Origin of the sequence: Herbidospora sp. NBRC 101105, assembly GCF_030269205.1 — a bacterium.
Lineage (GTDB): Bacteria > Actinomycetota > Actinomycetes > Streptosporangiales > Streptosporangiaceae > Herbidospora > Herbidospora solisilvae.
Window position 1 is genome coordinate 148,078 of the sequence record NZ_BSSX01000007.1, and the last position, 21,166, is coordinate 169,243.

At 70.0% G+C, this 21,166-nt stretch carries 18 protein-coding genes; 12 read left to right on the forward strand and 6 right to left on the reverse strand.

Annotated features, from left to right (window positions below):
• Positions 1–568: 568 nt before the first annotated feature.
• Complete coding sequence (locus QSK34_RS27365; protein ID WP_285588010.1) at positions 569–2,413, forward strand: VanW family protein; 1,845 nt, start codon at positions 569–571, stop codon at positions 2,411–2,413.
• Positions 2,414–2,460: 47 nt separating this feature from the next.
• Here QSK34_RS27365 and QSK34_RS27370 read toward each other — a convergent pair whose 3' ends face one another.
• Positions 2,461–3,564 carry a PQQ-dependent sugar dehydrogenase gene (locus QSK34_RS27370; RefSeq protein WP_285588012.1) on the reverse strand — a complete coding sequence of 368 codons (1,104 nt, stop codon included), beginning with the start codon at positions 3,562–3,564 and terminating at the stop codon, positions 2,461–2,463.
• A 40-nt stretch (positions 3,565–3,604) separates the two neighbouring features.
• Between QSK34_RS27370 and QSK34_RS27375 the strand changes: the two genes are divergently transcribed.
• From QSK34_RS27375 to QSK34_RS27405, 7 genes are all read left to right on the forward strand, one after another.
• The gene (locus tag QSK34_RS27375; RefSeq protein ID WP_285588014.1) at positions 3,605–4,516 is read left to right on the forward strand and encodes a 2-hydroxyacid dehydrogenase; all 912 of its coding nucleotides are present in this window, start codon (positions 3,605–3,607) and stop codon (positions 4,514–4,516) included.
• A gap of 150 nt (positions 4,517–4,666) precedes the next feature.
• A complete protein-coding gene (locus tag QSK34_RS27380; protein ID WP_285588016.1) occupies positions 4,667–7,324 on the forward strand; it encodes a putative bifunctional diguanylate cyclase/phosphodiesterase in 2,658 nt (885 codons plus the stop codon).
• Positions 7,324–7,944, forward strand: a complete 621-nt coding sequence (locus QSK34_RS27385) for a hypothetical protein (protein WP_285588018.1) — start codon at positions 7,324–7,326, stop codon at positions 7,942–7,944. The genes QSK34_RS27380 and QSK34_RS27385 overlap by 1 nt, the downstream gene beginning before the upstream one ends.
• Before the next feature lie 126 nt (positions 7,945–8,070).
• Complete coding sequence (locus tag QSK34_RS27390) at positions 8,071–9,861, forward strand: acetolactate synthase large subunit (protein ID WP_161481839.1); 1,791 nt, start codon at positions 8,071–8,073, stop codon at positions 9,859–9,861.
• Positions 9,861–10,385 (forward strand): acetolactate synthase small subunit, encoded by a 525-nt coding sequence (ilvN, locus tag QSK34_RS27395; protein WP_030456565.1) that lies wholly within the window; start codon positions 9,861–9,863, stop codon positions 10,383–10,385. Before QSK34_RS27390 ends, ilvN begins: the two co-directional genes overlap by 1 nt.
• Positions 10,386–10,417: 32 nt before the next feature.
• The gene (gene ilvC / locus QSK34_RS27400) at positions 10,418–11,407 is read left to right on the forward strand and encodes a ketol-acid reductoisomerase (RefSeq protein WP_161482200.1); all 990 of its coding nucleotides are present in this window, start codon (positions 10,418–10,420) and stop codon (positions 11,405–11,407) included.
• A gap of 246 nt (positions 11,408–11,653) precedes the next feature.
• Positions 11,654–11,908 carry a hypothetical protein gene (locus QSK34_RS27405; RefSeq protein ID WP_285588023.1) on the forward strand — a complete coding sequence of 85 codons (255 nt, stop codon included), beginning with the start codon at positions 11,654–11,656 and terminating at the stop codon, positions 11,906–11,908.
• Positions 11,909–12,037: 129 nt separating this feature from the next.
• On the opposite strand, the gene QSK34_RS27410 is transcribed toward QSK34_RS27405, so the two are convergent.
• The 4 genes from QSK34_RS27410 to QSK34_RS27425 form a co-directional block, all read right to left on the reverse strand.
• Positions 12,038–12,574, reverse strand: a complete 537-nt coding sequence (locus QSK34_RS27410; RefSeq protein WP_285588025.1) for an FHA domain-containing protein — start codon at positions 12,572–12,574, stop codon at positions 12,038–12,040.
• A gap of 50 nt (positions 12,575–12,624) precedes the next feature.
• Entirely contained in the window at positions 12,625–13,494 is an 870-nt protein-coding gene (locus tag QSK34_RS27415) for a CAP domain-containing protein (protein WP_161481841.1), read from the reverse strand.
• A 162-nt stretch (positions 13,495–13,656) separates the two neighbouring features.
• On the reverse strand, positions 13,657–14,982 hold the full coding sequence (locus QSK34_RS27420; protein ID WP_285588028.1) for an MFS transporter: 1,326 nt from the start codon (positions 14,980–14,982) through the stop codon (positions 13,657–13,659).
• Positions 14,983–15,027: 45 nt separating this feature from the next.
• Positions 15,028–15,912 (reverse strand): hypothetical protein, encoded by an 885-nt coding sequence (locus QSK34_RS27425; protein ID WP_161481843.1) that lies wholly within the window; start codon positions 15,910–15,912, stop codon positions 15,028–15,030.
• Positions 15,913–16,231: 319 nt separating this feature from the next.
• Between QSK34_RS27425 and serA the strand changes: the two genes are divergently transcribed.
• From serA to QSK34_RS27445, 4 genes are all read left to right on the forward strand, one after another.
• On the forward strand, positions 16,232–17,821 hold the full coding sequence (gene serA, locus QSK34_RS27430; RefSeq protein ID WP_161481844.1) for a phosphoglycerate dehydrogenase: 1,590 nt from the start codon (positions 16,232–16,234) through the stop codon (positions 17,819–17,821).
• A gap of 186 nt (positions 17,822–18,007) precedes the next feature.
• Positions 18,008–18,157, forward strand: coding sequence for a hypothetical protein (locus QSK34_RS27435; RefSeq protein WP_202610445.1), 150 nt, complete (start codon positions 18,008–18,010; stop codon positions 18,155–18,157).
• A gap of 62 nt (positions 18,158–18,219) precedes the next feature.
• Positions 18,220–19,266, forward strand: coding sequence for a 3-isopropylmalate dehydrogenase (locus QSK34_RS27440; RefSeq protein ID WP_030456573.1), 1,047 nt, complete (start codon positions 18,220–18,222; stop codon positions 19,264–19,266).
• A gap of 117 nt (positions 19,267–19,383) precedes the next feature.
• Positions 19,384–20,475, forward strand: coding sequence for a branched-chain amino acid aminotransferase (locus tag QSK34_RS27445; RefSeq protein ID WP_285588030.1), 1,092 nt, complete (start codon positions 19,384–19,386; stop codon positions 20,473–20,475).
• Here QSK34_RS27445 and QSK34_RS27450 read toward each other — a convergent pair.
• A complete protein-coding gene (locus tag QSK34_RS27450) occupies positions 20,472–21,122 on the reverse strand; it encodes an O-methyltransferase (RefSeq protein WP_285588031.1) in 651 nt (216 codons plus the stop codon). The genes QSK34_RS27445 and QSK34_RS27450 overlap by 4 nt on opposite strands.
• Between the last annotated feature and the right edge of the window lie 44 nt (positions 21,123–21,166).

Sequence of the window (21,166 nt, forward strand, 5' to 3'; positions counted from 1 at the left end):
CGACGAACCGCATCCGGCGTCCACCACCCGCTTCCGGTTCGCGCCGTGACGAACTACGTCCGGCCTCCACCACCCGCTTCCGGTTCGGCCGTGACGAACCACGCCTGCACCCCGTCGTCCTCAGGCCGGCGGGGTGGTGTTCCACCCGGTGCTTGACACGCTCTCCAATGCCGCCATGTGACATAGCGCTAAAAAATCACCACCACAAATCCCTGATCTGTTTCATCCGCACTCGCCCCCGCGCCGAATGTGTCATGACAGATCCCTGACAGCCACGTCCCCGTGGCACCTGGCTCTGTTATAAGAAGTCCGACGTCTCGCGCTGGAATCTCCTTCCACAGTCGCTTGACATGACCCCTGACAGGGTGAACCTCATGTTTTCGCGACATATCCAGAAGAGGGTGCTTTAGGGTTAACTGAAGGGAGTTTCCCCTGAGCCGGAGGAGAGCAAGGCGTGCGGAACGCCGAAGCGTCCATCGACCCGCCGACGGATCCGTTCGGGACGGAGTCTGAGGCGGTCTCCGCACGTAAACACCCGGTTCGCGCGGGCGGTTCGTTGCCCCCGGGCGTGACGTCCGACATCTTCGGCAGTGCCCCGCTCGTCAAGTCGCCACCCGCCGACGCCTCGTTACCGCCCCCGGCCAAGGTCGAGGTCTGGCCGGTCGCCGCGCCGCGCAAGGTCACCATCGCGCCGCTGCCCGCCGAGGTCGACGACCTGCCCGACGACGAGAGGCTGGGGTTCCGCTGGGTGCGGTCGGCCCTGATCGTCGTGGGCGGGCTCCTGGTTCTCCTGTACGCCCTCCCCGCCTTCCTCATGGCCGGGAACGTCTACCCGGGCACCACCGTGCTGGGCGTCGACGTGGGCGGGATGAACGCCCGCGAGGCCACCGACCGGCTCACCACAGGGCTGGTCAGCGCGGCCACCAACGCCATCGTCGTGCGCCACGGGACCAAGAGCGAGCGGATCAGCCCCGAGCGCAGCGGGTTGTCGATCGACATCCCGGCCACCGTGCAGGCCCTGCCCATGGGGTTCCCCAGCCCGGCCGACATCTGGCGGGCGATGACGGGCGGGCGTGAGGTCACCCCGGTGGTCCGGGCCGACAGCGGGCGGCTGGGCGAGGTGGTCTCGACCCAGGTGGCGCGGGCCATGGAGCGGCCGATGGTCGAGGGCGACGTCACCTTCGACGGCCTGCGGCCCGAGCCGGTCTACCCCAAGGAGGGGACCGCGCTCGACGTGCCCCGGGTGGTCGAGGAGGTGCGCGCCGCCTACCTCAACCCCGACATCATCGTCGAGGTGAAGCCCGTCGAGGCCGCTCCCCGCGCCACCCGCGACGGCGTGAACCGCGCCGTGGCCTGGGCGCGCCGGGCTGTCGCGGCGCCGGTCACGCTGACCCACGGCGGCGTCTCGCTGGAGCTCACGCCGGGCGACATCGCGGCGGCGCTGAGCTTCGTACCGGGCGACACCGGTGGGCTGGAGGCCCGGTTCGACGCCGCGGTGGCGACGCGGGGGATGCGGTTCGTGCCCGAGGACGAGGCGCCCCGCGACGCGACCTTCGTCATCGCCGACGGGCGGCCCAAGCTGGTGCCCGGCCGGTCCGGCGTCGGGATCGACACCTCCAAGCTGGGCGCGCAGATCATCGCCGTCCTCGGCCGCCAGAGCGCCCGCACGGTGACCGTGCCGCTGACCCAGCTCAAGCCCGATCTCGACGACAAGGAGGCGGCGGCGATCGGCATCGAGGCCGAGCTGGTCCGGGTCGACATGAGCTACAGCTGCTGCCAGCCGCGCGTGACCAACATCAAGGAGACCGCCCGGCGCGTCAACGGCATGATCGTCCGCCCCGGCGAGACGTTCTCTCTGAACCAGGCGACCGGACGCCGCGAGGGTCGCCCCGGCTTCGCCGGGCCCGCCGAGCCGACCGCGATCAGGGGACAGGAGGGCCGGGACGTCCCGGGGGTCTCGGTCGCCGGCACCGTCCTCTACAACGCCGCCCTCCGCAGCGGCCTGGAGATCGTCGAGGCGGTGCCGCACGAGTCGTTCCTGCCGCCCTACCCGGCCGGGGTCGAGGTGGCCGTCTCCTATCCGGGGCCCGACCTGGTCTGGCGCAACAACACCGACTACGGGGTGCTCATCCAGGCCTCCGCGACCGACACGGTGATGACGGTGTCGTTGTGGGGGACCAAGACCTACGACGTCACGATCTCCCAGAGCAACCGCACCCGGTTCACGTCCACCCCGGCGCTCGAAGGCCCCGAGGCGGGCTGCGTGGCCTCGGTGGGCAGCGCCGGGTTCACGATCGTGACGACCCGCGAGCGGGTGCGTCTCGACGGCACCGCCGAGACGCCCGAGAGCTGGAAGACCACCTACCGGCCGCGCGCCGAGATCGTCTGCGCGGAGGCGGGTACTCCGGGGTAGATCCACACGCGCGAGCCACGGTCGGCCTTCGGCCGCCCGCGTCTCGCTCAGCGCCCCGGGATGACCAGGATGCGGTCGTCGCCGTTCTTGGGGTCGCCGCGGCCGTCGCGGTTGCTCGTGCCGACCCACAACGAGCCGTCGGGCGCCGTCGCGACCGACCGCAGGCGGCCGAACTCGCCCTCGTAGAGGGACTCAGGGCGGCCCGCCGCCCCGTCCTGGGTCACCGGGACCTTCCACAGGCGCTCGCCGCGCAGCGCCGCCGCCCACACCGCGTGGTCGGCGTAGGCCAGGCCCGAGGGGGAGGCCTCGTCGGTCGACCACGTCACCAGCGGGTTGACGAACCGGTCGTCGGCGGCGACGCCCTCGACCTCGGGCCAGCCGTAGTTGCCGCCCGCGCGGATCAGGTTGAGCTCGTCGTAGGTGTTCTGGCCGAACTCGGTGGCGTACATGTTGCCGCTCTCGTCCCAGGCCAGGCCCTGAACGTTGCGGTGGCCCATGCTCCAGACGAGGGTGCCGAACGGGTTCTCGGGGGCCGGCTTGCCGTCGGGCGTCATGCGGAGGATCTTGCCCGCGAGGGAGTCGCGGTCCTGGGACAACCCGCGATCGCCGATCTCGCCGGTGGCGGCGTACAGGAAGCCGTCGGGGCCGAAGGCCAGGCGGCCGCCGTTGTGGTTGCCGCCCTTGGGGATGCCGGTCACGATCGGCTCGGGGTCGGACAGGGCGCCGTCGTAGCGGTAGCGGACGATGCGGTTGTCCTGGGCCGAGGTGAAGTAGACGAAGATCTGCCGGTCCCGCTCGTACTCGGGGGAGACCGCGATGCCCAGGAGGCCGCCCTCTCCCGACGCGGCCACCCCGGCGACGGTGCCGACCTCGGTCTTGCGGCCCGACGGGGCCACCTGGACGATCTGGCCCGAGTCGCGTTCGGTCACCAGCGCGTCGCCGGTGGGCAGGAACGCGATGGCCCACGGCACCTCCAGGCCCTCGACCAGCGTGCGCGGCCCGTCGGCGGGAGCGGAGGTCTCCGTGGCCGTCGCGGCCAGCGGGGTCGGGGTCACGCCCGTGCCCACTCCGGTCTCCGTCGTGCAGGCGGCGGTGCAGCTCACCGTCAGTGCCGCCGCCAGCGTGAGCAGCCCGGTCCGGCCTACGCCCATCAGTCACACCCTTCTGTACCGGTCATTAGGGTTATCCCCTGTGAAGATCTGGGTGGCCCCGCAGGCCGAGTCCGCTGTCCCGACTGACCTGGCCGACGTCGAATACACGCTCTTCGACGGACGCGACCATCCCGAGCCGCCCGGGGCCGAGGACGTCGAGGTGTGGGTTCCCCCGCTCATCCCGGTGCCGGACATCCCCGGGTTGTTGTCGCGGATGACACGTTTGCGCCTCATCCAGACGGTTACCGCCGGGGTCGAACCCTACCTGCCCCACGTCCCCGATGGCGTGTCGCTGTGCAACGCCAGGGGCGTCCACGACGCCGGAACCGCCGAGTGGGCGGTCGGCGCGATGATCGCGATGCAGCGCGAGTTCCCCCTCTTCGTGCGCGCCCAGGAACAGGGCCGCTGGGCCTACCAGCACACCGGCGTCCTGGCCGACTCCACGGTCCTCATTCTCGGGTACGGCTCCATCGGCGCCGCCCTCGAACGACGGCTCGCCGGGTTCGAGGTCGAGGTGATCAGGGTGGCCAGGAGCGCCCGCGACGGCGTCCACGCCGAGTCGGAACTGCCCGGCCTGCTGCCCCGGGCCGACGTCGTGGTGCTGCTGGTCCCGGCCACGGCCGCCACCAAGGGACTGGTCGACGCCGCGTTCCTGGCCCGGATGAAAGACGGCGCCCTGCTCGTCAACGCCGCCCGCGGGCCCGTCGTCGACACCGGAGCGCTGCTGGCCGAGCTCGAATCGGGCCGGCTGCGGGCGGCGCTCGACGTCACCGACCCCGAGCCGCTGCCCGAAGACCATCCGCTCTGGAAGGCGCCCCACCTGCTCATCACCCCTCACGTCGCGGGCAGCACCCCCGCCTCGACCAGGCGCGCTCTCGTCTATGTCGAGACGCAGCTGCGAAGGCTGCACGACGGCCGTCCGCTGACCAATATCATCAGCGGGGGCTACTGAATCTGGTTCCGGACCGTAGCGAGGCCGTGACCTCGGGTCCGTACCGTGAATTCCTGTTTATCAGATCGGTGACGACTGGGCCGATGTCCCCATCAGGGGCGGCCCCGGCGCGCAAACTGACGATGTGACCGGAAGTAAAGGGCGACGAGCGTGAACGGCACGCGTGACCCCAGGGTCTCGCTCATCGCCGCTGCCGGGCTCGGCGCGGCGGTCATCGCCGCTGCCCTGATAGCGGGGGGATCGGCCTCCGCGGTGACGGCGGTGGCGGGCCTGGTGACGGGCCTGCTCGCGGCGGTCTCGCTGGTGGTGGCCTCAGGCCGGATCATCGTGGGCGAGCGTGACACGAGCGACCGCCGTGAGGCCGTGGGCTGGCGCTGGCTGGCCGGCGGCGCGCTGACCTGGCTGGCCGGGATCGGGGTGCGGCCGGTGGCCGAGGGCACCGCCTTCGTGCTCACCTTCGCCGACCTGATGCTGCTGGTCGGGGCGCTGCTGCTGATGATCGGCTGCTGGCTGACCTCGCTGCCGCCGCCGCAGAGCCGCGGCCTGTTCCGCCAGATCAGCGACGGTTACCTGTCGGCCGCCTCCCTGTTCGCCATCACCTGGGCGCTGCTGCTCGCGCCGATGTTCGCCAAGGCCGAGGAGCCGGGCGCCTTCTACACGACCCTCGCGCTGCCCCTGCTGTGCCTGCTGGCGACCTGCGCGGCGGCCCCGTTCGTCGCGGTCTCCCGGGCCGCCAACCGGGCGGTCGGGCTGGCCGGGCTCGGCGTGCTGTTCGCGGTCACGGTGGCCGAATTGGCCACCGCCGTCTCCCGCCTCAACGGCGTCGACCCGGTGATCCCCGCCGGGCTCGTCGCCCCCCTGGGATTCCTCGCCCTGGCCGTCGCTCCGTGGATCGAGGAGGCCGGACGCCGCCGGGTGCCCTCGGATCAGCGCAACGCCGCGACGCCTCCCGTCGTGGTCACCGTCACCCCCTACGCGCTCGTGCTCGCGGCCGTGGTCGTGGTGGCCGTGAAGGCCGTCGGCGCCACCGGCGACGTGCTCATGCCGGTCGTCACCGTGTCGGCCGTTGCCGTGCTGCTGGCCCGCCTGCTGATCGTGATGCTCTCGGCCGACGGCATGCGGCGGCAGATGGTCGTGAGCGAGCGGCAGCTCCGGCAGCTCGCCGAGAACACCGGTGACGTCGTGCTGATGGTCGACCTCGAAGGGGTCGTACAGGAGATCAGCGACGGCGTCGAGACCACCTACGGCTACGCGCCCGCCAGCCTGCTCGGCCAGCCGATCGTCGACTACGTCCACCCCGAGGACGTGCCCGTCATCCAGGCGCTGCTGCGCCAGCTCGCCGAAGACGACGGCAACATCGAGCGCTACGGCACCTGCCGGCTGGCCTGCCGGGTCCGCGCCGCCGACGGCACCTGGCGGCCCACCGAGTCGGTGGCCACCCGCGACGTCCGCCGCGAAGACCTGATCCTGGTGACCACCCGCGACGTCTCCGACCAGGTGGCGCTGCGCAACCAGGTCACCCACCTGACCTTCCACGACGGCGTGACCGGGCTGCCCAACCGGGCCTACTTCGAGGAGCGCACCCGCGAGGTGCTCGCCCGCTCGGCCGGCACCGCCGTGATCTTCCTCGACCTCGACGGCTTCACCGGCGTCAACGACTCCGTCGGCCACGCCAGCGGCGACTACCTGCTCGGCCAGGCCGCCCGGCGGCTGCGCCAGGCCCTGCGGGCCGACGACACGCTCGCCCGGTGGGGCGGCGACGAGTTCGCCGTGCTGCTGGAGGCCGGAGTCGACGCCCAGATGGTCGTCGACCTGGCCGAACGGCTGGTCCGGGCGGTATCCCAGGAGCCGTTCCGGGTCGCCGACCGCGACATCGCGCTGACCGCGTCGGTCGGGGTGGCCTTCACCGAAGACGACACCTCGGCCGCCGACCTGCTGCGCAACGCCGACGTGGCCATGGCCCGGGCCAAGGGCCTGGGCGGACGCCGGGTCGAGGTCTTCGCGGCCCACATGCACGCCGAGGCCGTACGCCGCCTGGAAACCGCCGCCGACCTCCAGCGCGCCCTGCTCGACCAGCAGTTCGCGATCGAATACCAGCCCGTGGTCGACCTGGCCACCTCCCGCGTCACCGCCGTCGAGGCGCTGGTGCGCTGGTGCCGGGGGAGCGGCGTGTTCACCCCGCCCGAGCAGTTCCTCGGCACCGCCGAGGACACCGGCCTGATCGTGCCGCTGAGCGAGTGGATCCTGCGCGAGGCCTGCCGCGAGGTCGCCGAGTGGCGCGCGGCCAACTGGGACATCGGCCTGTCGGTCAACCTGTCGAAGCGCCAGATCATGGCGGCCGGCTTCGTCGAGACGGTGTCGGAGGCCCTGTCCGACAGCGGCCTGCCCCCGAGCGCCCTCACCCTCGAGGTGATCGAGGAGATGCTGGTCGAAGACGCCGAAGACACCATCGGCAAGCTGTCGGACCTCCGCGCTCTCGGCGTCCGCCTGGCGATCGACGACTTCGGCACCGGCTACGCCTCCCTGGCCCTGCTCCGGCAGCTCCCGGTCGACATCATCAAGATCGATCCCTCCTTCGTCAGCGGCCTGGGCCGCGACGAGACCCTCAGCCTCCTGACCCGCACGATCGTGCGCCTGGGCCACGACCTCGGCCTGATCGTGGTGGCCGAGGGCATCGAACGCCCCGAGCAGCTCGACCTGCTGCGCGAGATGGGCTGCAGCCGAGGCCAGGGCTACCTGGTGGGCCGCCCGATGGCCGCCCAGGGCGTGAGCTCTTTGATCCGCACCAGCCTGACGGCCTCGGCGTAGTGCACTCCTGGCAGGCCGAGGTCCGGAAACGGGCCCTGCTCACCCTCGCCGACTACGGGGAGGAAGGGGTCAGAACCGGACCCTTCAAGATGGAACGCTGGAATCTGCCGCTCCGGACCATGGGCGACGTCGATCCGCGTGCCCGAGACGCGGCCAACCGGTTCAACAACGCGTTCTTCCGGGTCGAGAACCACGGCTTCTGGAAGTTCGGCGACCGGGCGGCGGCCCATCACGTCTTCACCTGCGATCACCACGCCCGCCGACGCATCGTCTCCGCCGCCGCCCTGGTCGCCGCCCGCTGTGATGGAGTGACCGGCATGGAGGGTGAATACGCCTTCCGCGCCGTCGAGGCGCCCGCGCTTCTGGAGGAGGCCCACGCCTTCGAGATCCGCGCCCCCGGCTGCTCCGTTGACGACCCGGATCGGGTGATCGAGTACGTCGTGATGGCGTACAAGAACATGGCCGTCGTCTACCGAGGTCACACGACTCCGGAAGAGTCGACGTGGCGGGAGACTTTCCGCTTCGCGGAGCTGGCCGCCGACCGCCTGAAGCGGGCCCACGCCCGGCGTCACCTGATTCGCGCGTCTCATCTCCTGAGACGTGCGTCCCACAGGATTTGACGACTGCCCGTTTCATCGGACAAGGTGGGTCCATGCATCGCGGTGGGATCCTCCTCGTAGTACTTCGCAGGCGCGCCTGACGAAGTCCGAAGTCCTGCGCGCGCCGCCCCAGTCCCGCTTCAGCGGATGGGGCATTTTTTATGCCGGAACACGCCCAGCTCAGCCTCAAGGAACGAGCCGATGACCGAACAGATGACAGGTGCTCAGGCCCTCGTGCGGGCCCTGGAGCAGGTCGGGGTCGACACCGTGTTCGGGATCCCCGGCGGTGCGATCCTCCCCGCCTACGATCCCCTCTACGACTCCAAGAAGGTCCGGCACGTGCTCGTGCGTCACGAGCAGGGCGCCGGGCACGCCGCCGAAGGCTACGCCCAGGCCACCGGGCGGGTCGGTGTCTGCATGGCGACCTCGGGTCCCGGCGCCACCAACCTGGTGACCCCGATCGCCGACGCCTACATGGATTCGGTGCCGATCGTGGCGATCACCGGCCAGGTCGCGTCGGCCGCCATCGGCACCGACGCCTTCCAGGAGGCCGACATCTCCGGCATCACGATGCCGATCACCAAGCACAACTTCCTCGTCACCGACGCCGCCGACATCCCCCGCACGATCGTCGAGGCCTTCCACATCGCGGCGAGCGGGCGTCCCGGCCCGGTCCTCGTCGACATCTCCAAGGACGCGCTCCAGGCGACCACCACGTTCACCTGGCCCGTCCAGATGCAGCTTCCGGGCTACCGCCCGGTCACCCGCCCGCATTCCAAGCAGATCAGGGAGGCGGCCCGGCTCATCGCCGAGGCCAAGCGCCCGGTCCTGTACGTCGGCGGAGGCGTCCACAAGGCGCAGGCGTCGGCGGAGCTGTTCGAACTGGCCGAGCTGACCGGCATCCCGGTCATCACGACCCTGATGGCCCGGGGCACCTTCCCCGACAGCCACCGGCAGCACCTCGGAATGCCCGGCATGCACGGCACGGTCGCGGCGGTCGGCGCGCTCCAGCGCAGTGATCTCATCATCGCGCTGGGCGCCCGCTTCGACGACCGGGTCACCGGCCGGCTCGACACCTTCGCCCCGTACGCGAAGGTCGTCCACGCCGACATCGACCCGGCCGAGATCTCCAAGAACCGCCACGCCGACGTGCCGATCGTCGGTGACTGCAAGGAGGTCATCGCCGACCTGGTCGCGGCGATCAAGGCCGGTTCCGTGCGCGGCGACTACACCGAATGGTGGCGCCACCTCGACGCCTACCGCGAGACCTACGCCCTCGGCTACGAGACCTACGAGGACGGCTCGCTCGCGCCGCAGTACATCATGGAGCGCATCGGCGCCCTGGTCGGGCCCGACGCGATCTACACGGCGGGCGTCGGCCAGCACCAGATGTGGGCCTCGCAGTTCATCGGCTACGAGAAGCCGGGCTCGTTCATCAACTCCGGCGGCGCGGGCACGATGGGCTTCGCCGTCCCGGCCGCGATGGGCGCCAAGATGGGCCGTCCCGACAAGGACGTGTGGGCCATCGACGGCGACGGCTGCTTCCAGATGACCAACCAGGAGCTCGCGACCTGCGCGCTCGAAGGCGTCCCGATCAAGGTCGCGGTCATCAACAACGGCAACCTCGGCATGGTGCGCCAGTGGCAGACGCTCTTCTACGAGGAGCGCTACAGCAACACCGACCTCCAGTCGGCCCGCCGCATCCCCGACTTCGTCAAGCTGGCCGAGGCCTACGGCTGCGTCGGCCTGCGCTGCGAGCGGCCGGAGGACGTCGACGACACCATCCGCAAGGCGATGGAGATCACCGACATGCCCGTCGTGATCGACTTCGTGGTGCACCAGGACGCCATGGTCTGGCCGATGGTCGCCGCCGGCACCAGCAACGACGACATCAAGTACGCCCGTGACATGGCGCCGAAGTGGGAGCACGAAGACTGATGAGCAGGCACACCCTGTCCGTTCTGGTCGAGAACAAGCCTGGCGTGCTCGCCCGGGTCTCGGCCCTGTTCAGCCGCCGCGGTTTCAACATCGACTCGCTCGCGGTCGGCCCGACGGAACACGCCGACGTCTCCCGCATGACGATCGTCGTCAACGTCGAGGACCTGCCGCTGGAGCAGGTCACCAAGCAGCTCAACAAGCTGGTGAACGTCCTCAAGATCGTCGAGCTCGACACCGCCCAGTCGGTGCAGCGCGAACTCATGCTGATCAAGGTGCGGGCCGACGCCGACTCGCGCAGCCACGTCCTGGAACTGGTCAACCTGTTCCGGGCGCGCTGCGTCGACGTGGCCCCCGACGCGGTCACCATCGAGGTCACCGGTACGGTCGACAAGCTGGAGGCGTTCGTGCGCGTCCTTGAGCCGTTCGGCATCAAGGAACTCGTGCAGTCGGGCATGGTGGCCATCGGCCGCGGTGCCCGGTCGATCACCGACCGCTCGCTCCGGGCCCTGGACCGGACCGCTTAAGAAACCCTGAAAGGTTTATCGAAGTGACTGAGATCTACTACGACAACGACGCCGACCTGTCGATCATCCAGGGCCGCCACGTCGCCGTCCTGGGCTACGGCAGCCAGGGCCACGCGCACGCCCTGAGCCTGCGCGACTCCGGCGTCGACGTCCGCGTCGGACTCCCCGAGGGCTCCAAGAGCCGGGAGAAGGTCGAGGCCGACGGCCTGCGGGTGCTCAGCCCGTCCGAAGCGGTCGAAGAGGCCGACCTGACCATGATCCTCGCGCCCGACCACATCCAGCGCCACCTCTACGCCGAGCACGTCGCGCCGAACCTGGTCGAGGGCGACGCCCTCTTCTTCGGCCACGGCCTCAACATCCGCTACGGCCTCATCGAGGCCCCCGCGGGCGTCGACGTCGCCATGGTCGCCCCGAAGGGCCCGGGCCACCTGGTCCGCCGCCAGTACGCGGCCGGCCGCGGCGTGCCCTGTCTGGTAGCCGTCGAGAAGGACGCCACCGGCAACGCCTGGCCGCTCGCGCTGTCGTACGCGAAGGGCATCGGCGGCACCCGCGCCGGCGCGCTCAAGACCACCTTCACCGAGGAGACCGAGACCGACCTGTTCGGCGAGCAGGCCGTGCTCTGCGGCGGCGTGTCCGAGCTCATCAAGGCGGGCTTCGAGACCCTGATCGAGGCCGGCTACCAGCCGGAGGTCGCCTACTTCGAGTGCCTCCACGAGATGAAGCTGATCGTCGACCTCATGTACGAGGGCGGCATCCACAAGATGTACTGGTCGGTCTCCGACACCGCCGAGTACGGCGGCTACAGCCGCGGCCCGCGCCTCATCAACGACGAGACCAAGAAGGAGATGCGCCGCATCCTCGACGAGGTCCAGTCGGGCGAGTTCGCCCGCGAGCTCGTGGCCGAGTTCGACGGCGGCCAGAAGCGCTTCCAGCAGTACCGCGACGAACTGGCCGAGCACCCGATCGAGAAGACCGGCGCCAAGCTCCGCCCGATGATGAGCTGGCTCCAGAACCAGGCGTAGTTTGACTGCGCGTGCTCCGCACGCGCGGTTCGGCCGCTCTTAGTCGGTGTCTTCCCTCGTCAGTCCAGACACCGACGCGGCCGAACGGGCCTGACGACTGAACCCGGTCCCTTCACCAAGGGGGCCGGGTTTCGTCATTTGGCGCGTCGGGCCTCGGCACGATGAGATCAACGAACTGACGGCCAAAGGCATCCTCCGCGCGTGGGAGGAACTGCTGCGCGAAGCCTCGGAGTCGGAGGAGGACCAGTGAGCATCTTCCGTGTCACGGCGCAGAAGTCTGGAGGCTGGTGGGCGCTGACGGTCGAGGGCCCTGGGCTCTCCCGCCCTGCCTATACGCAGGTTCGTCGTCTCGACAAGGCCGAAGACATGGTCCGTGATCTGCTGGCGCTCCACTTCGACCGTGGCTACGCCCATCGCGAGATCGGCGTCCTGTTGGGCGTGAGCCACCAGGCCGTCGGCAAGCTGCTCGGCGAAGAGCCGAGACGTCGCGTGGACGCGTAGGTCCCAGTCGGTCGTTCGGCCGGCCAGGCGGAGCCGTAACGGAAAAATGCCCTTCGCGGGGTGCGGCGGGAGAGTTGCGAGAAGACGGAAGCCCGGCTCCTTGATCAGGGGAGCCGGGCTTCCGTTCGGTCAGAGTGGGACTGACACCAGGAAGGCGCAGTCGCCGAAGCTGATCTCGTCACCGCTGCGGACTCGGGCCGGGCCCACCAGGCGCCACCCGTTCAGGCGGGTGCCGTTCAGTGAGCCTAGGTCGACCAGCAGCCAGTGGTCTTCTTCTCGTCGCAGTTCCGCGTGGATCCGCGAGACGGTCAGGTCGGCCAGCACCAGGTCGCAGGCTGAGCCGCGCCCCACGACGTACCGGATCCGCGTGTCGGCCGGCAATGCGAGGCGGGGGAGCCTGGGGCGGCGCCAGGCCGCCCGGAGGCGGGTGCTGAAGTCGGACACCGATCCGACGAGGTCGGTGGCCCGCCGCCGGAACCTGCCCCGCTGGGGCAGGTCGGCGACGAGTTGTTCGAGCTCGGCGGCGCTGCGGGCGCGCAGGGCCTGGTCGACCCTGCCGACGAACGTCTCCATGGAAAGGTGGCCTTCGGCCGCCCGTTCACGTAGCTCGTTGAGCGCACGCTCGCGGTCCTCGTCAGAGGCGCGCACGTGTGGCTCGGAGCTCATGTCTGGAGTATCCGCTTTCCGTCAGGCCGGTGTCCAGATAGCCCCTAACGTCAGGGCTTCGCGAAGTCTTGGGTCCAGTATGGCCCACCCGCGGCCACGTGACCCACGCCGATGTGCGTGTAGGTGCAATTCATGATGTTCGCCTTGTGGCCGGGGCTGTTCATCCAGCCCTGAACGACCTGGGCGGCCGTCTGGTAGCCCTTGGCGATGTTCTCGCCGGCGGCGCGGAAGCTGAACCCGGCCTGCTTGAGGCGGTCGCCGAACGAGCGGCCGTCGGCCGAGTCGTGGCTGAAGTAGTTCTTCGCCGACATGTCGGCCGAGTGGTTGAACGCGGCGGTGCGGAGCTTGGCGTCGTGCGTCAGGGGACCGCAGCCGCCCTTGGCGCGCTCGGCGTTGGTGAGCCGCACGACCTCGTTCTCGACGGCCGTGCCGACGGTGGAGCCACTGGGGGTGGCCGACGGGGTGGCGCTGGGCGAGGCGCTCGGCGACGCGCTGGGCGAGGCCGACGGCGAGGGGGACGGCGCGGGGGCCGGGGTGCACGAGGTGATGTTCACCCGGCGCGAGTTGACGACCTGGCCGAAGCGGCCGGTCACCTGGGTGTAGTAGACGCCGGGGACGCAGTTCGCGCGGACCCGCAGCTTCGCGGTGCGGACGACCTTGGAGCCGCTCTTGAGCGTGGTGTCCGGGCCGGCGACCGACTGCTTGATGCGCACCCGGACCCTGGTCTTGCCGAAGCAGCGGCCGGTGCGGGAGCCGACGGCGGTGAGCTGGCCGAGCTGGTTCACGGCGGGTTTCGAGGCGACGATGCGGCAACGCGCGGCCTCCGCCTGCGCGCTCGCCGCCGAGGCAGAACCGACCGCCGGGAGAGTGGCGGCCAGCAGCACACCGGCGCAGAGGAGCGCGCGGAGTGAAGTCTTCATGAACTTCCTTCCAGGGGTGGGGTTCCGAAGCTCTGGAATGGAACCGAAGTATGGCCTGGTCGGAGCCGTCGTGCGAGGAAAACCGTCATATTCGGTGACCTGGCTGAGATCATCCTGTTACGGAATCCCTGATGGCCACGTTCCAATCGATGCCTCTGTGATTTAGGTCACATCCTGTGAAACCTGAGACATCTTGGCGCTGGTGAGGTCGTATTTGAAGGTCATCAGGACCCCCAGGAGGATGATGGCCGCGGGCACCACCGTGATGCCGATGAGCACCGCGAACTCGGCGCTCTCGGGCTGGACGACCGGGTTGGCGGGGTCCGACTCGCGGAAGCCGCCGATGGCCAGGGTCGCGCCGTAGATGGTCGCGCCGAAGGCCGCCACCGCGCTCTCCACCGCCGTCCACAGGCCGGTGAACACGCCGCCGCGCCGCTTCCCGCTCACCATGCCGTCGTACGCGATCACGTCCGCCAGCATCGAGAACTGCAGGAGCTGGAGGCCGGCGTACCCCACGCCGACCACGACGATCACCGCGTGGGCGTACACCGGCCCGAAGAGAGGGGTGGCCACGGCCGCGACCGCCCCGCTCATGAACAGCACCCCGGACAGGATCATGGCGCCGCGCTTGTCGAGCTTCTTCGCCAGCCACACCCACAGCGGCATCGTCACGAGCATCGGCCCGACCAGAGCCGCGAACAGCGTCGTCGTCGCGCCGGTGCTGCCGACCGTGTAGGCCGCGAAGTAGGGGGCGCCGGCCAGCATGACGTACGCGCCGAGGGTCTGCGCGCTGCTCAGGCCGAGCAGCCACATGAAGGGCCTGGAGGTGCGGGCCGCTTTGAGCTGGGCCTTCAGGCTGGCCTCCGGCTCCGCCTGGCCGGTGTAGGGCGCGCCCGCGGTGCCGAAGAACGAGGCCAGCATCGCGAGCAGCAGGATCACGCCGAAGACCACGCCCATGAGCCGGTAGCCCTCGACGGTGTCGCCCGCCAGGATCGGCGCCAGGATGCCGCTCATGCCGATGCCGATGGCGATGAAGATCATGCGCCACTGCAGCAGCGACGTGCGCTCGTGGTAGTCGTGGGTCATCTCGGCGGGCATCGCCTTGTAGGGGACCTCGTAGAGGGCGTACCCGCTGGCCGCGATCAGGAAGGCGGCCCCGACGAAGAGCGCGGCCGGGACGCCGGTGAGCGGCGGGCCGATGAACATCACCACGAACGCGACCGGCAGGATTGCCGCGCCGCCGAGCAGCCACGGCCGCCGGGGGCCCCACCGCGACACGGTCCGGTCGGACCACTGGCCGACGAGCGTGTTGGCGATCAGGTCCCAGGCCTTCGGCAGGAACACCACGACACCGGCCAGCAGCGGATCGACGGCCAGCACGTTGGTCATGTAGATGAGCAGCAGCAGGCCGGGGATCGTGGTGAAGTTCGCCGTGCAGAAGGAGCCGACGGCATAGCCGAGGCGCACTCGGGTGGGGACCGTGACCATGGCCGCAATTCAAGCCCAATCACGGTAAATCGGATAGGGAATCGATCAGTCCGTTACGTCGGCACAGACGACGTGCGCGCCCAGTTCGATCATGCGCCGTTCGGTGTGCGCGTCGGCCACCCGCGCCATCAGCACCGGAGCCTCGCTGGCGGCCAGTTGCGGCAGCCGGGCGCGCACCCCGCGATGGAGGTCGCGGACGATGTCCTCGGCGTTGGCGGTGTGCACCTTCACATGCAGCATGATCCCCTGCGACCCCGAGACGGTCCGCGCGGCCGAGATCCACACGTGGTGGACGACCGGGATGTCGCGCAGCAACTCGGCGATGGCCACCCGCAGGGCGGGCAGTATCGGGTGGTTCGTGCGCTGGTATCCGGGGTCGACCACCTGCATCGCGCCCGACAGGTGCTGGCGCGGCTGCGGGATCCAGGGCGCGGGCGCGGCGGGGGCGTGCTGCTGCACCGGCGGGACCGGCGCGCCCAGCGGCATCGGCGCCGCGGTGCGGACCGGCGGCTTGGGGATGCGGTCCATGCTGCCGGTCGCGTAGGCGTTCGGCGTGGCGCCCGACAACACGGGATGCGGTCCGCTGCGGGTCTGGCGGAGGTGCCGCTGGAGGTCGTCGATCGGCACGGCCGCGGCGGCGGGCCCGGCGGCGTCGATGACGATCTCGCGGACCCCGGTCACCCGCTGGATGTCCAGGATGGTGTCGGCGTCGCAGACCGACAACGAGTGGCTGCCCCGGTGGCGCGCGTAGGTCGCCGGACCGGTGTAGCCGAGCAGCACCCGTTCGCCACTCTGCGTGGTGCCGAGCACCACGGAACGATCGGGCCGGACGGCGACCAGGATGCCCCAATCCGCCAAAGCGGCGAGAAGTTGGTGCGGACTGCCGTGCTGGGCGAGCACTTCGCCGAGAGCGGGATTCCCGATGCTCATATGCTGAACCATAGGTACCGAACCACGATTTAGCAGGCTAATCGCCAAGATTAGGTGCGATCAATACCAACTTGGCGGCTGGGGGGATTGGCGCGGTCCAAGCGGGGTATGCCACCAAATCTGCCGTTTACGTGAGGGATTCTCACGACTCCCCTGGGTAACAGCCGTCTCGTATGCCGGATCCTCCGAAGGCTCTCCGAAAGGCGCGGATAGACTCGTCGGCGACCGATGAAGTGAGACGCGGGCGGCCCCGAGGCCGGCCGTGCCTCGCGCTCGTGAATCTGCCCTTAGAGTCGTCACGTTCGAAGGAAATCATCCAGTGAACAAGCCCGTCGTACTGGTCGCAGAGGAGCTCTCCCAGGCCGGTCTCGCCGTCCTCGGAGCGGACTTCGAGGTCCGTCAGGTCGACGGAGCCGACAGGTCCGCGTTCCTTCCGGCTCTCTCCGACGTCGACGCTCTGATCGTGCGCAGCGCCACCCAGGTCGACGCCGAGGCCGTGGCCCACGCGCCCAAGCTCCGTGTGGTGGCCCGCGCGGGCGTCGGCCTCGACAACGTCGACGTCGAGGCGGCCACCAAGGCCGGCATCATGGTCGTCAACGCGCCCACCTCGAACATCACCAGCGCCGCCGAGCACACCGTCGCGCTGATCCTCGCCTCGGCCCGCAACGTCGCCCAGGCCCACACCGCCCTCAAGGGCGGCGAGTGGAAGCGGTCCAAGTACACCGGCGTCGAGCTCGACGAGAAGGTCGTCGGCATCCTCGGCCTCGGCAAGATCGGCCAGCTCGTCGCGCAGCGCCTCGCGCCGTTCGGGGTGGAACTGATCGCGTACGACCCCTACCTCCCCGCGGCCCGCGCGGCGGCCATGGGCGTCCAGCTCGTCTCGCTCGACGAGGTGCTGGCCAAGGCCGACTTCATCACCGTCCACCTGCCGAAGTCCAAGGAGACCATCGGCCTGATCGGGGAGCGCGAGCTCCACATGGTCAAGCCGAACGTCCGCCTGATCAACGTCGCGCGCGGCGGCATCATCGACGAGAACGCCCTCTACTCCGCCATCAAGGAGGGCCGGGTCGCCGGCGCCGGCATCGACGTGTTCCCCAAGGAGCCCGTCACCGACAGCCCGCTGTTCGAGCTCGACCAGGTCGTCGTCACGCCCCACCTCGGCGCCTCCACCCACGAGGCCCAGGAGAAGGCCGGCACCCAGGTGGCCCGCAGCGTGAAGCTCGCCCTCGGCGGCGAGTTCGTGCCCGACGCGGTGAACGTCCAGGGCGGCGCGGTGGCCGAGGAGGTCAAGCCGGGCCTGCCGCTGACCGAGCGGCTCGGCCGGGTCTTCACCGCACTCGCGGGCGAGGTCGCCACCCGCCTGGTCGTCGAGGTCCGGGGCGAGATCGCCTCGCAGGACGTGCGGGTGCTGGAGCTGGCCGCCCTCAAGGGCGTCTTCACCGACGTCGTGGAGAACGGCGTCACCTACGTGAACGCGCCGCTGCTGGCCCAGGACCGGGGCACCGTCGTCGAGCTGGTCACCAGCCCCGACAGCCCCGACTGGCGCAACGTGATCACCGTCCGCGGCGTGCTGGCCGACGGCCGCACCGTCTCGGTCTCGGGCACCCTTTCGGGCCCGCGCCAGATCACCAAGATCGTCGAGGTCAACGGCTTCACGATGGAGATCGAGCCGACCGACCACCTGGCGTTCTTCACCTACACCGACCGTCCCGGCATCGTCGGCATCGTCGGCCGCCTGCTCGGTGAGCAGAGCGTCAACATCGCCTCCATGCAGGTCGCCCGTGGCGCCAAGGGCGGCAAGGCCCTGATCGCGCTGACCCTCGACTCGGCGGCCCCGGCCGACGTGGTCGAGCAGATCGCCAGCGAGATCGGCGCCGACAGCGGCCGGGTCGTCGACCTGGAAGGCTGATCGTCCAACCCGGAGGCCGCGCCCGTTCCCAGAACGGGCGCGGCCTTTGCCGTCTCATGGGATGAGATGGTAGGTCGTCCTACGAGACGGCTGGGGTACTGTGACAGGGATGCGTCGGGTTCTCGTAATTACCTGCCGCGGCGGGGTCTGATCCAGCAGGCCGGCGACCCGCCGCGGAGTCGTGGCGTGCCGACCTCCCTTTCTCTTTCAGAGCTGGAGACCCTCATGTACGACATGTATCCGTGGAACCGTCCCGAAGACACCGACGACGAGGTCGCCGAGGCCCTGCAGACGGCCCTCGACCGGCGCGACAACGGCGGCTCGCCCGAGCGCTGACGCGACATTCCGTATGGTGAGATCGTTGTTCGATCTCCGAGACAGCCCGCTAAGGTACCCCCATGGATTCGAGCAACATCCGCCTGGCAGTGATCCCCGGCGACGGGATCGGCACCGAGGTCGTCGCGGAGGGCCTCAAAGTTCTCGACGCGGTCGGCGTCAAGGTGGAGTCCACCCACTACGACCTGGGTGCGGCGCGCTACCACGCCACGGGTGAGACCCTGCCCGACTCGGTGCTCGCCGAGCTGCGCGGCTTCGACGCGATCCTGCTCGGCGCGGTCGGCGACCCGAGCGTGCCGCCGGGGGTGCTGGAGCGCGACCTGCTGCTGCGCCTGCGCTTCGAGCTCGACCACTACGTCAACCTGCGCCCGGTGAAGCTCTTCCCGGGCGTGGAGACCCCGCTCGGCAAGGCCCGCCCCGAAGACATCGACATGGTCGTCGTCCGCGAGGGCACCGAGGGCCCCTACGCCGGCGCCGGCGGCGTGCTCCGCAAGGGCACCCCCCACGAGATCGCCACGCAGGACTCGGTCAACACCGCCCACGGCGTCGAGCGGGTCGTGCGCTACGCCTTCGAGAAGGCCGCCGGCCGCGAGCGCCGTCACCTCACGCTGGTCCACAAGACCAACGTGCTGACCTTCGCCGGCGACCTGTGGTCGCGTACGGTCAAGCGGGTCGCCGAGGAATACCCCCAGGTCACCACCGACTACTGCCACGTCGACGCGGCGTCGATGTTCTTCGTCTCGCAGCCGCAGCGCTTCGACGTGATCGTCACCGACAACCTGTTCGGCGACATCATCACCGACATCGGCGCCGCCATCGCCGGTGGCATCGGCCTGTCGGCCAGCGGCAACGTCAACCCCGACCGCACCGCGCCGAGCATGTTCGAGCCGGTCCACGGCTCGGCGCCCGACATCGCCGGGCAGGGCAAGGCCGACCCGAGCGCCACCATCCTGTCGGTCGCCATGCTGCTCGACCACATCGGCCAGGCCGAGGCCGCCGCCCGTGTCGAGCAGGCGGTCGCCGACGACCTGGTCGAGCGCGCCGGCGCGTGGGCGGCCCGCACCACCCGGGAGATCGGCGACGACATCGCCGCCCGAGTAGCCGGCTGATCGCCGGCCACCTTCGTCGTTCAGTAGCGCACAGTGGCCCGAGTTGGGTCACTGTGCGCTTTTTTGTGCCCCGCGACATGCCCTAGGTTTTCATCAGTAGCGTAGAGAGGAACCCGCATGACCAGCCAGCTCAGCTTTGAGGTGCGCCCCAACCCCCAGGCGCGCAGCACGTCGGAAAGAGAGCGGGTGCTGGAGGCGCCCGGCTTCGGGCAGACGTTCACCGACCACATGGTGTCGATCGACTTCACCGAGGGCGAGGGCTGGCACGACGCCCGACTTGAGCCCTACGGTCCGCTCGTCCTCGACCCGGCCACCTCGGTGTTCCACTACGCCCAGGAGCTGTTCGAGGGTCTCAAGGCCTACCGGCAGGCCAACGGCTCGATCGTCGCGTTCCGCCCCTACGCGAACGCGGCCCGGTTCAACACCTCGGCCGCCCGCATGGCGATGCCCGAGCTGCCCGAGGACGTGTTCGTCGAGTCGCTCGAACTGCTCGTGCAGACCGACCGCGAGTGGGTGCCCACGACCGAGGGCCACAGCCTCTACCTGCGCCCCTTCATGATCGCCACGCAGGCCGGGCTGGGCGTCAACTACCCGTCGAAGACCTACCGCTACATGGTGATCGCCTCACCGGCGGCCTCCTACTTCGCGGGCGGCGTGAAGCCGGTCTCGGTGTGGCTCTCGACCGAATACACCCGCGCCGCCCCCGGCGGGACCGGCTTCGCCAAGTGCGGCGGCAACTACGCGGCTGCCTTCGTGGCCCAGCGCCAGGCCGTCGCCGAGGGCTGCGACCAGGTCGTCTGGCTCGACGCCGTGGAGCACCGCTACGTCGAGGAGATGGGCGGGATGAACCTGTTCTTCGTCTTCGGCGACCGCCTGCTCACCCCGGCGCTCACCGGCACCCTGCTGCCCGGCATCACCCGCGACTCGATCCTCACCTTCGCGGCCGACCTCGGCCTGACCGCCGAGGAGGGCCGCATCTCGATCGAGGAGTGGCAGGCCGGGTGTGAGTCGGGCGAGCTCACCGAGGTCTTCGCCTGCGGCACCGCCGCGGTCGTCACCCCGGTCGGCTCGGTGAAGGGCGCCGACCGCGCCTGGACGGTCGGCGACGGCACCCCCGGCCCGGTCACCCTGAAGATCAGGGAAGAGCTCATGGGCATCCAGTACGGCACCCGCCCCGACCCCCACAACTGGGTGCACAAGATCGCCTAACGCTTGCGGACCAGCGTCAGACCGTCGGCCACCGGGAGCAGCACCGAATCGACCCGGGGGTCGGCGGTCACCATGTCGTTGAACTCACGCAGCACCGGCACGTTGCCGCCCGCGTCCGGGTCGGTGATCCGGCCGCCCTGGATCGTGTTGTCGCAGACGATCAGGCCGCCCGGGCGCATGCGGGGCAGCAGCGCCTCGTAGTAGGCCGGGTAGCCGCCCTTGTCGGCGTCGATGAACGCGAAGTCGATCTCCTCGTCGTCGGGCATCGCGCCCAGGGTCTCGACCGCGTCGCCGAGCCGCAGCTCGATGCGGTCGGTGAGCCCGGCGCGCTCCCAGTACTTGCGGGCCATCGACGTCCATTCCTCGCTGACGTCGCAGGCGATCAGCCGCCCGCCGGGAGCCAGGCCCCGGGCGATGCAGATCGAGGAGTAGCCGGTGAACGTGCCGACCTCGACCGCCAGTTTCGCGCCGGTGAGCTGCACCAGCATCGTCATGAACGTGCCCTGCTCGGGCGCGATCTGCATGCCGGCGAAGTCGGCGTGCAGAGCCGTCGTCTCGACCGCGAGATCACGAAGGACCTGGTCGGGCTGGGTGGCGTGGGCGGAGAGGTAGGCGGGCAGCGCTTCGCCCAAGTAGGAACCCTTCATGATCACTATCTTACTTGGTGAGATCGATGTGCCAGATGGTGGTT

What these genes read in the sequence shown, in the direction of transcription:
- QSK34_RS27370 (WP_285588012.1), bottom strand. Translation starts at nt 3,564, where the DNA reads ATGGGCGTAGGCCGGACCGGGCTGCTCACGCTGGCGGCGGCACTGACG.
- QSK34_RS27390 (WP_161481839.1), top strand. Translation starts at nt 8,071, where the DNA reads ATGGGGCATTTTTTATGCCGGAACACGCCCAGCTCAGCCTCAAGGAAC.
- ilvN (WP_030456565.1), top strand. Translation starts at nt 9,861, where the DNA reads ATGAGCAGGCACACCCTGTCCGTTCTGGTCGAGAACAAGCCTGGCGTG.
- QSK34_RS27410 (WP_285588025.1), bottom strand. Translation starts at nt 12,574, where the DNA reads ATGAGCTCCGAGCCACACGTGCGCGCCTCTGACGAGGACCGCGAGCGT.
- QSK34_RS27415 (WP_161481841.1), bottom strand. Translation starts at nt 13,494, where the DNA reads ATGAAGACTTCACTCCGCGCGCTCCTCTGCGCCGGTGTGCTGCTGGCC.
- QSK34_RS27420 (WP_285588028.1), bottom strand. Translation starts at nt 14,982, where the DNA reads ATGGTCACGGTCCCCACCCGAGTGCGCCTCGGCTATGCCGTCGGCTCC.
- QSK34_RS27425 (WP_161481843.1), bottom strand. Translation starts at nt 15,912, where the DNA reads ATGAGCATCGGGAATCCCGCTCTCGGCGAAGTGCTCGCCCAGCACGGC.
- QSK34_RS27440 (WP_030456573.1), top strand. Translation starts at nt 18,220, where the DNA reads ATGGATTCGAGCAACATCCGCCTGGCAGTGATCCCCGGCGACGGGATC.
- QSK34_RS27445 (WP_285588030.1), top strand. Translation starts at nt 19,384, where the DNA reads ATGACCAGCCAGCTCAGCTTTGAGGTGCGCCCCAACCCCCAGGCGCGC.
- QSK34_RS27450 (WP_285588031.1), bottom strand. Translation starts at nt 21,122, where the DNA reads ATGAAGGGTTCCTACTTGGGCGAAGCGCTGCCCGCCTACCTCTCCGCC.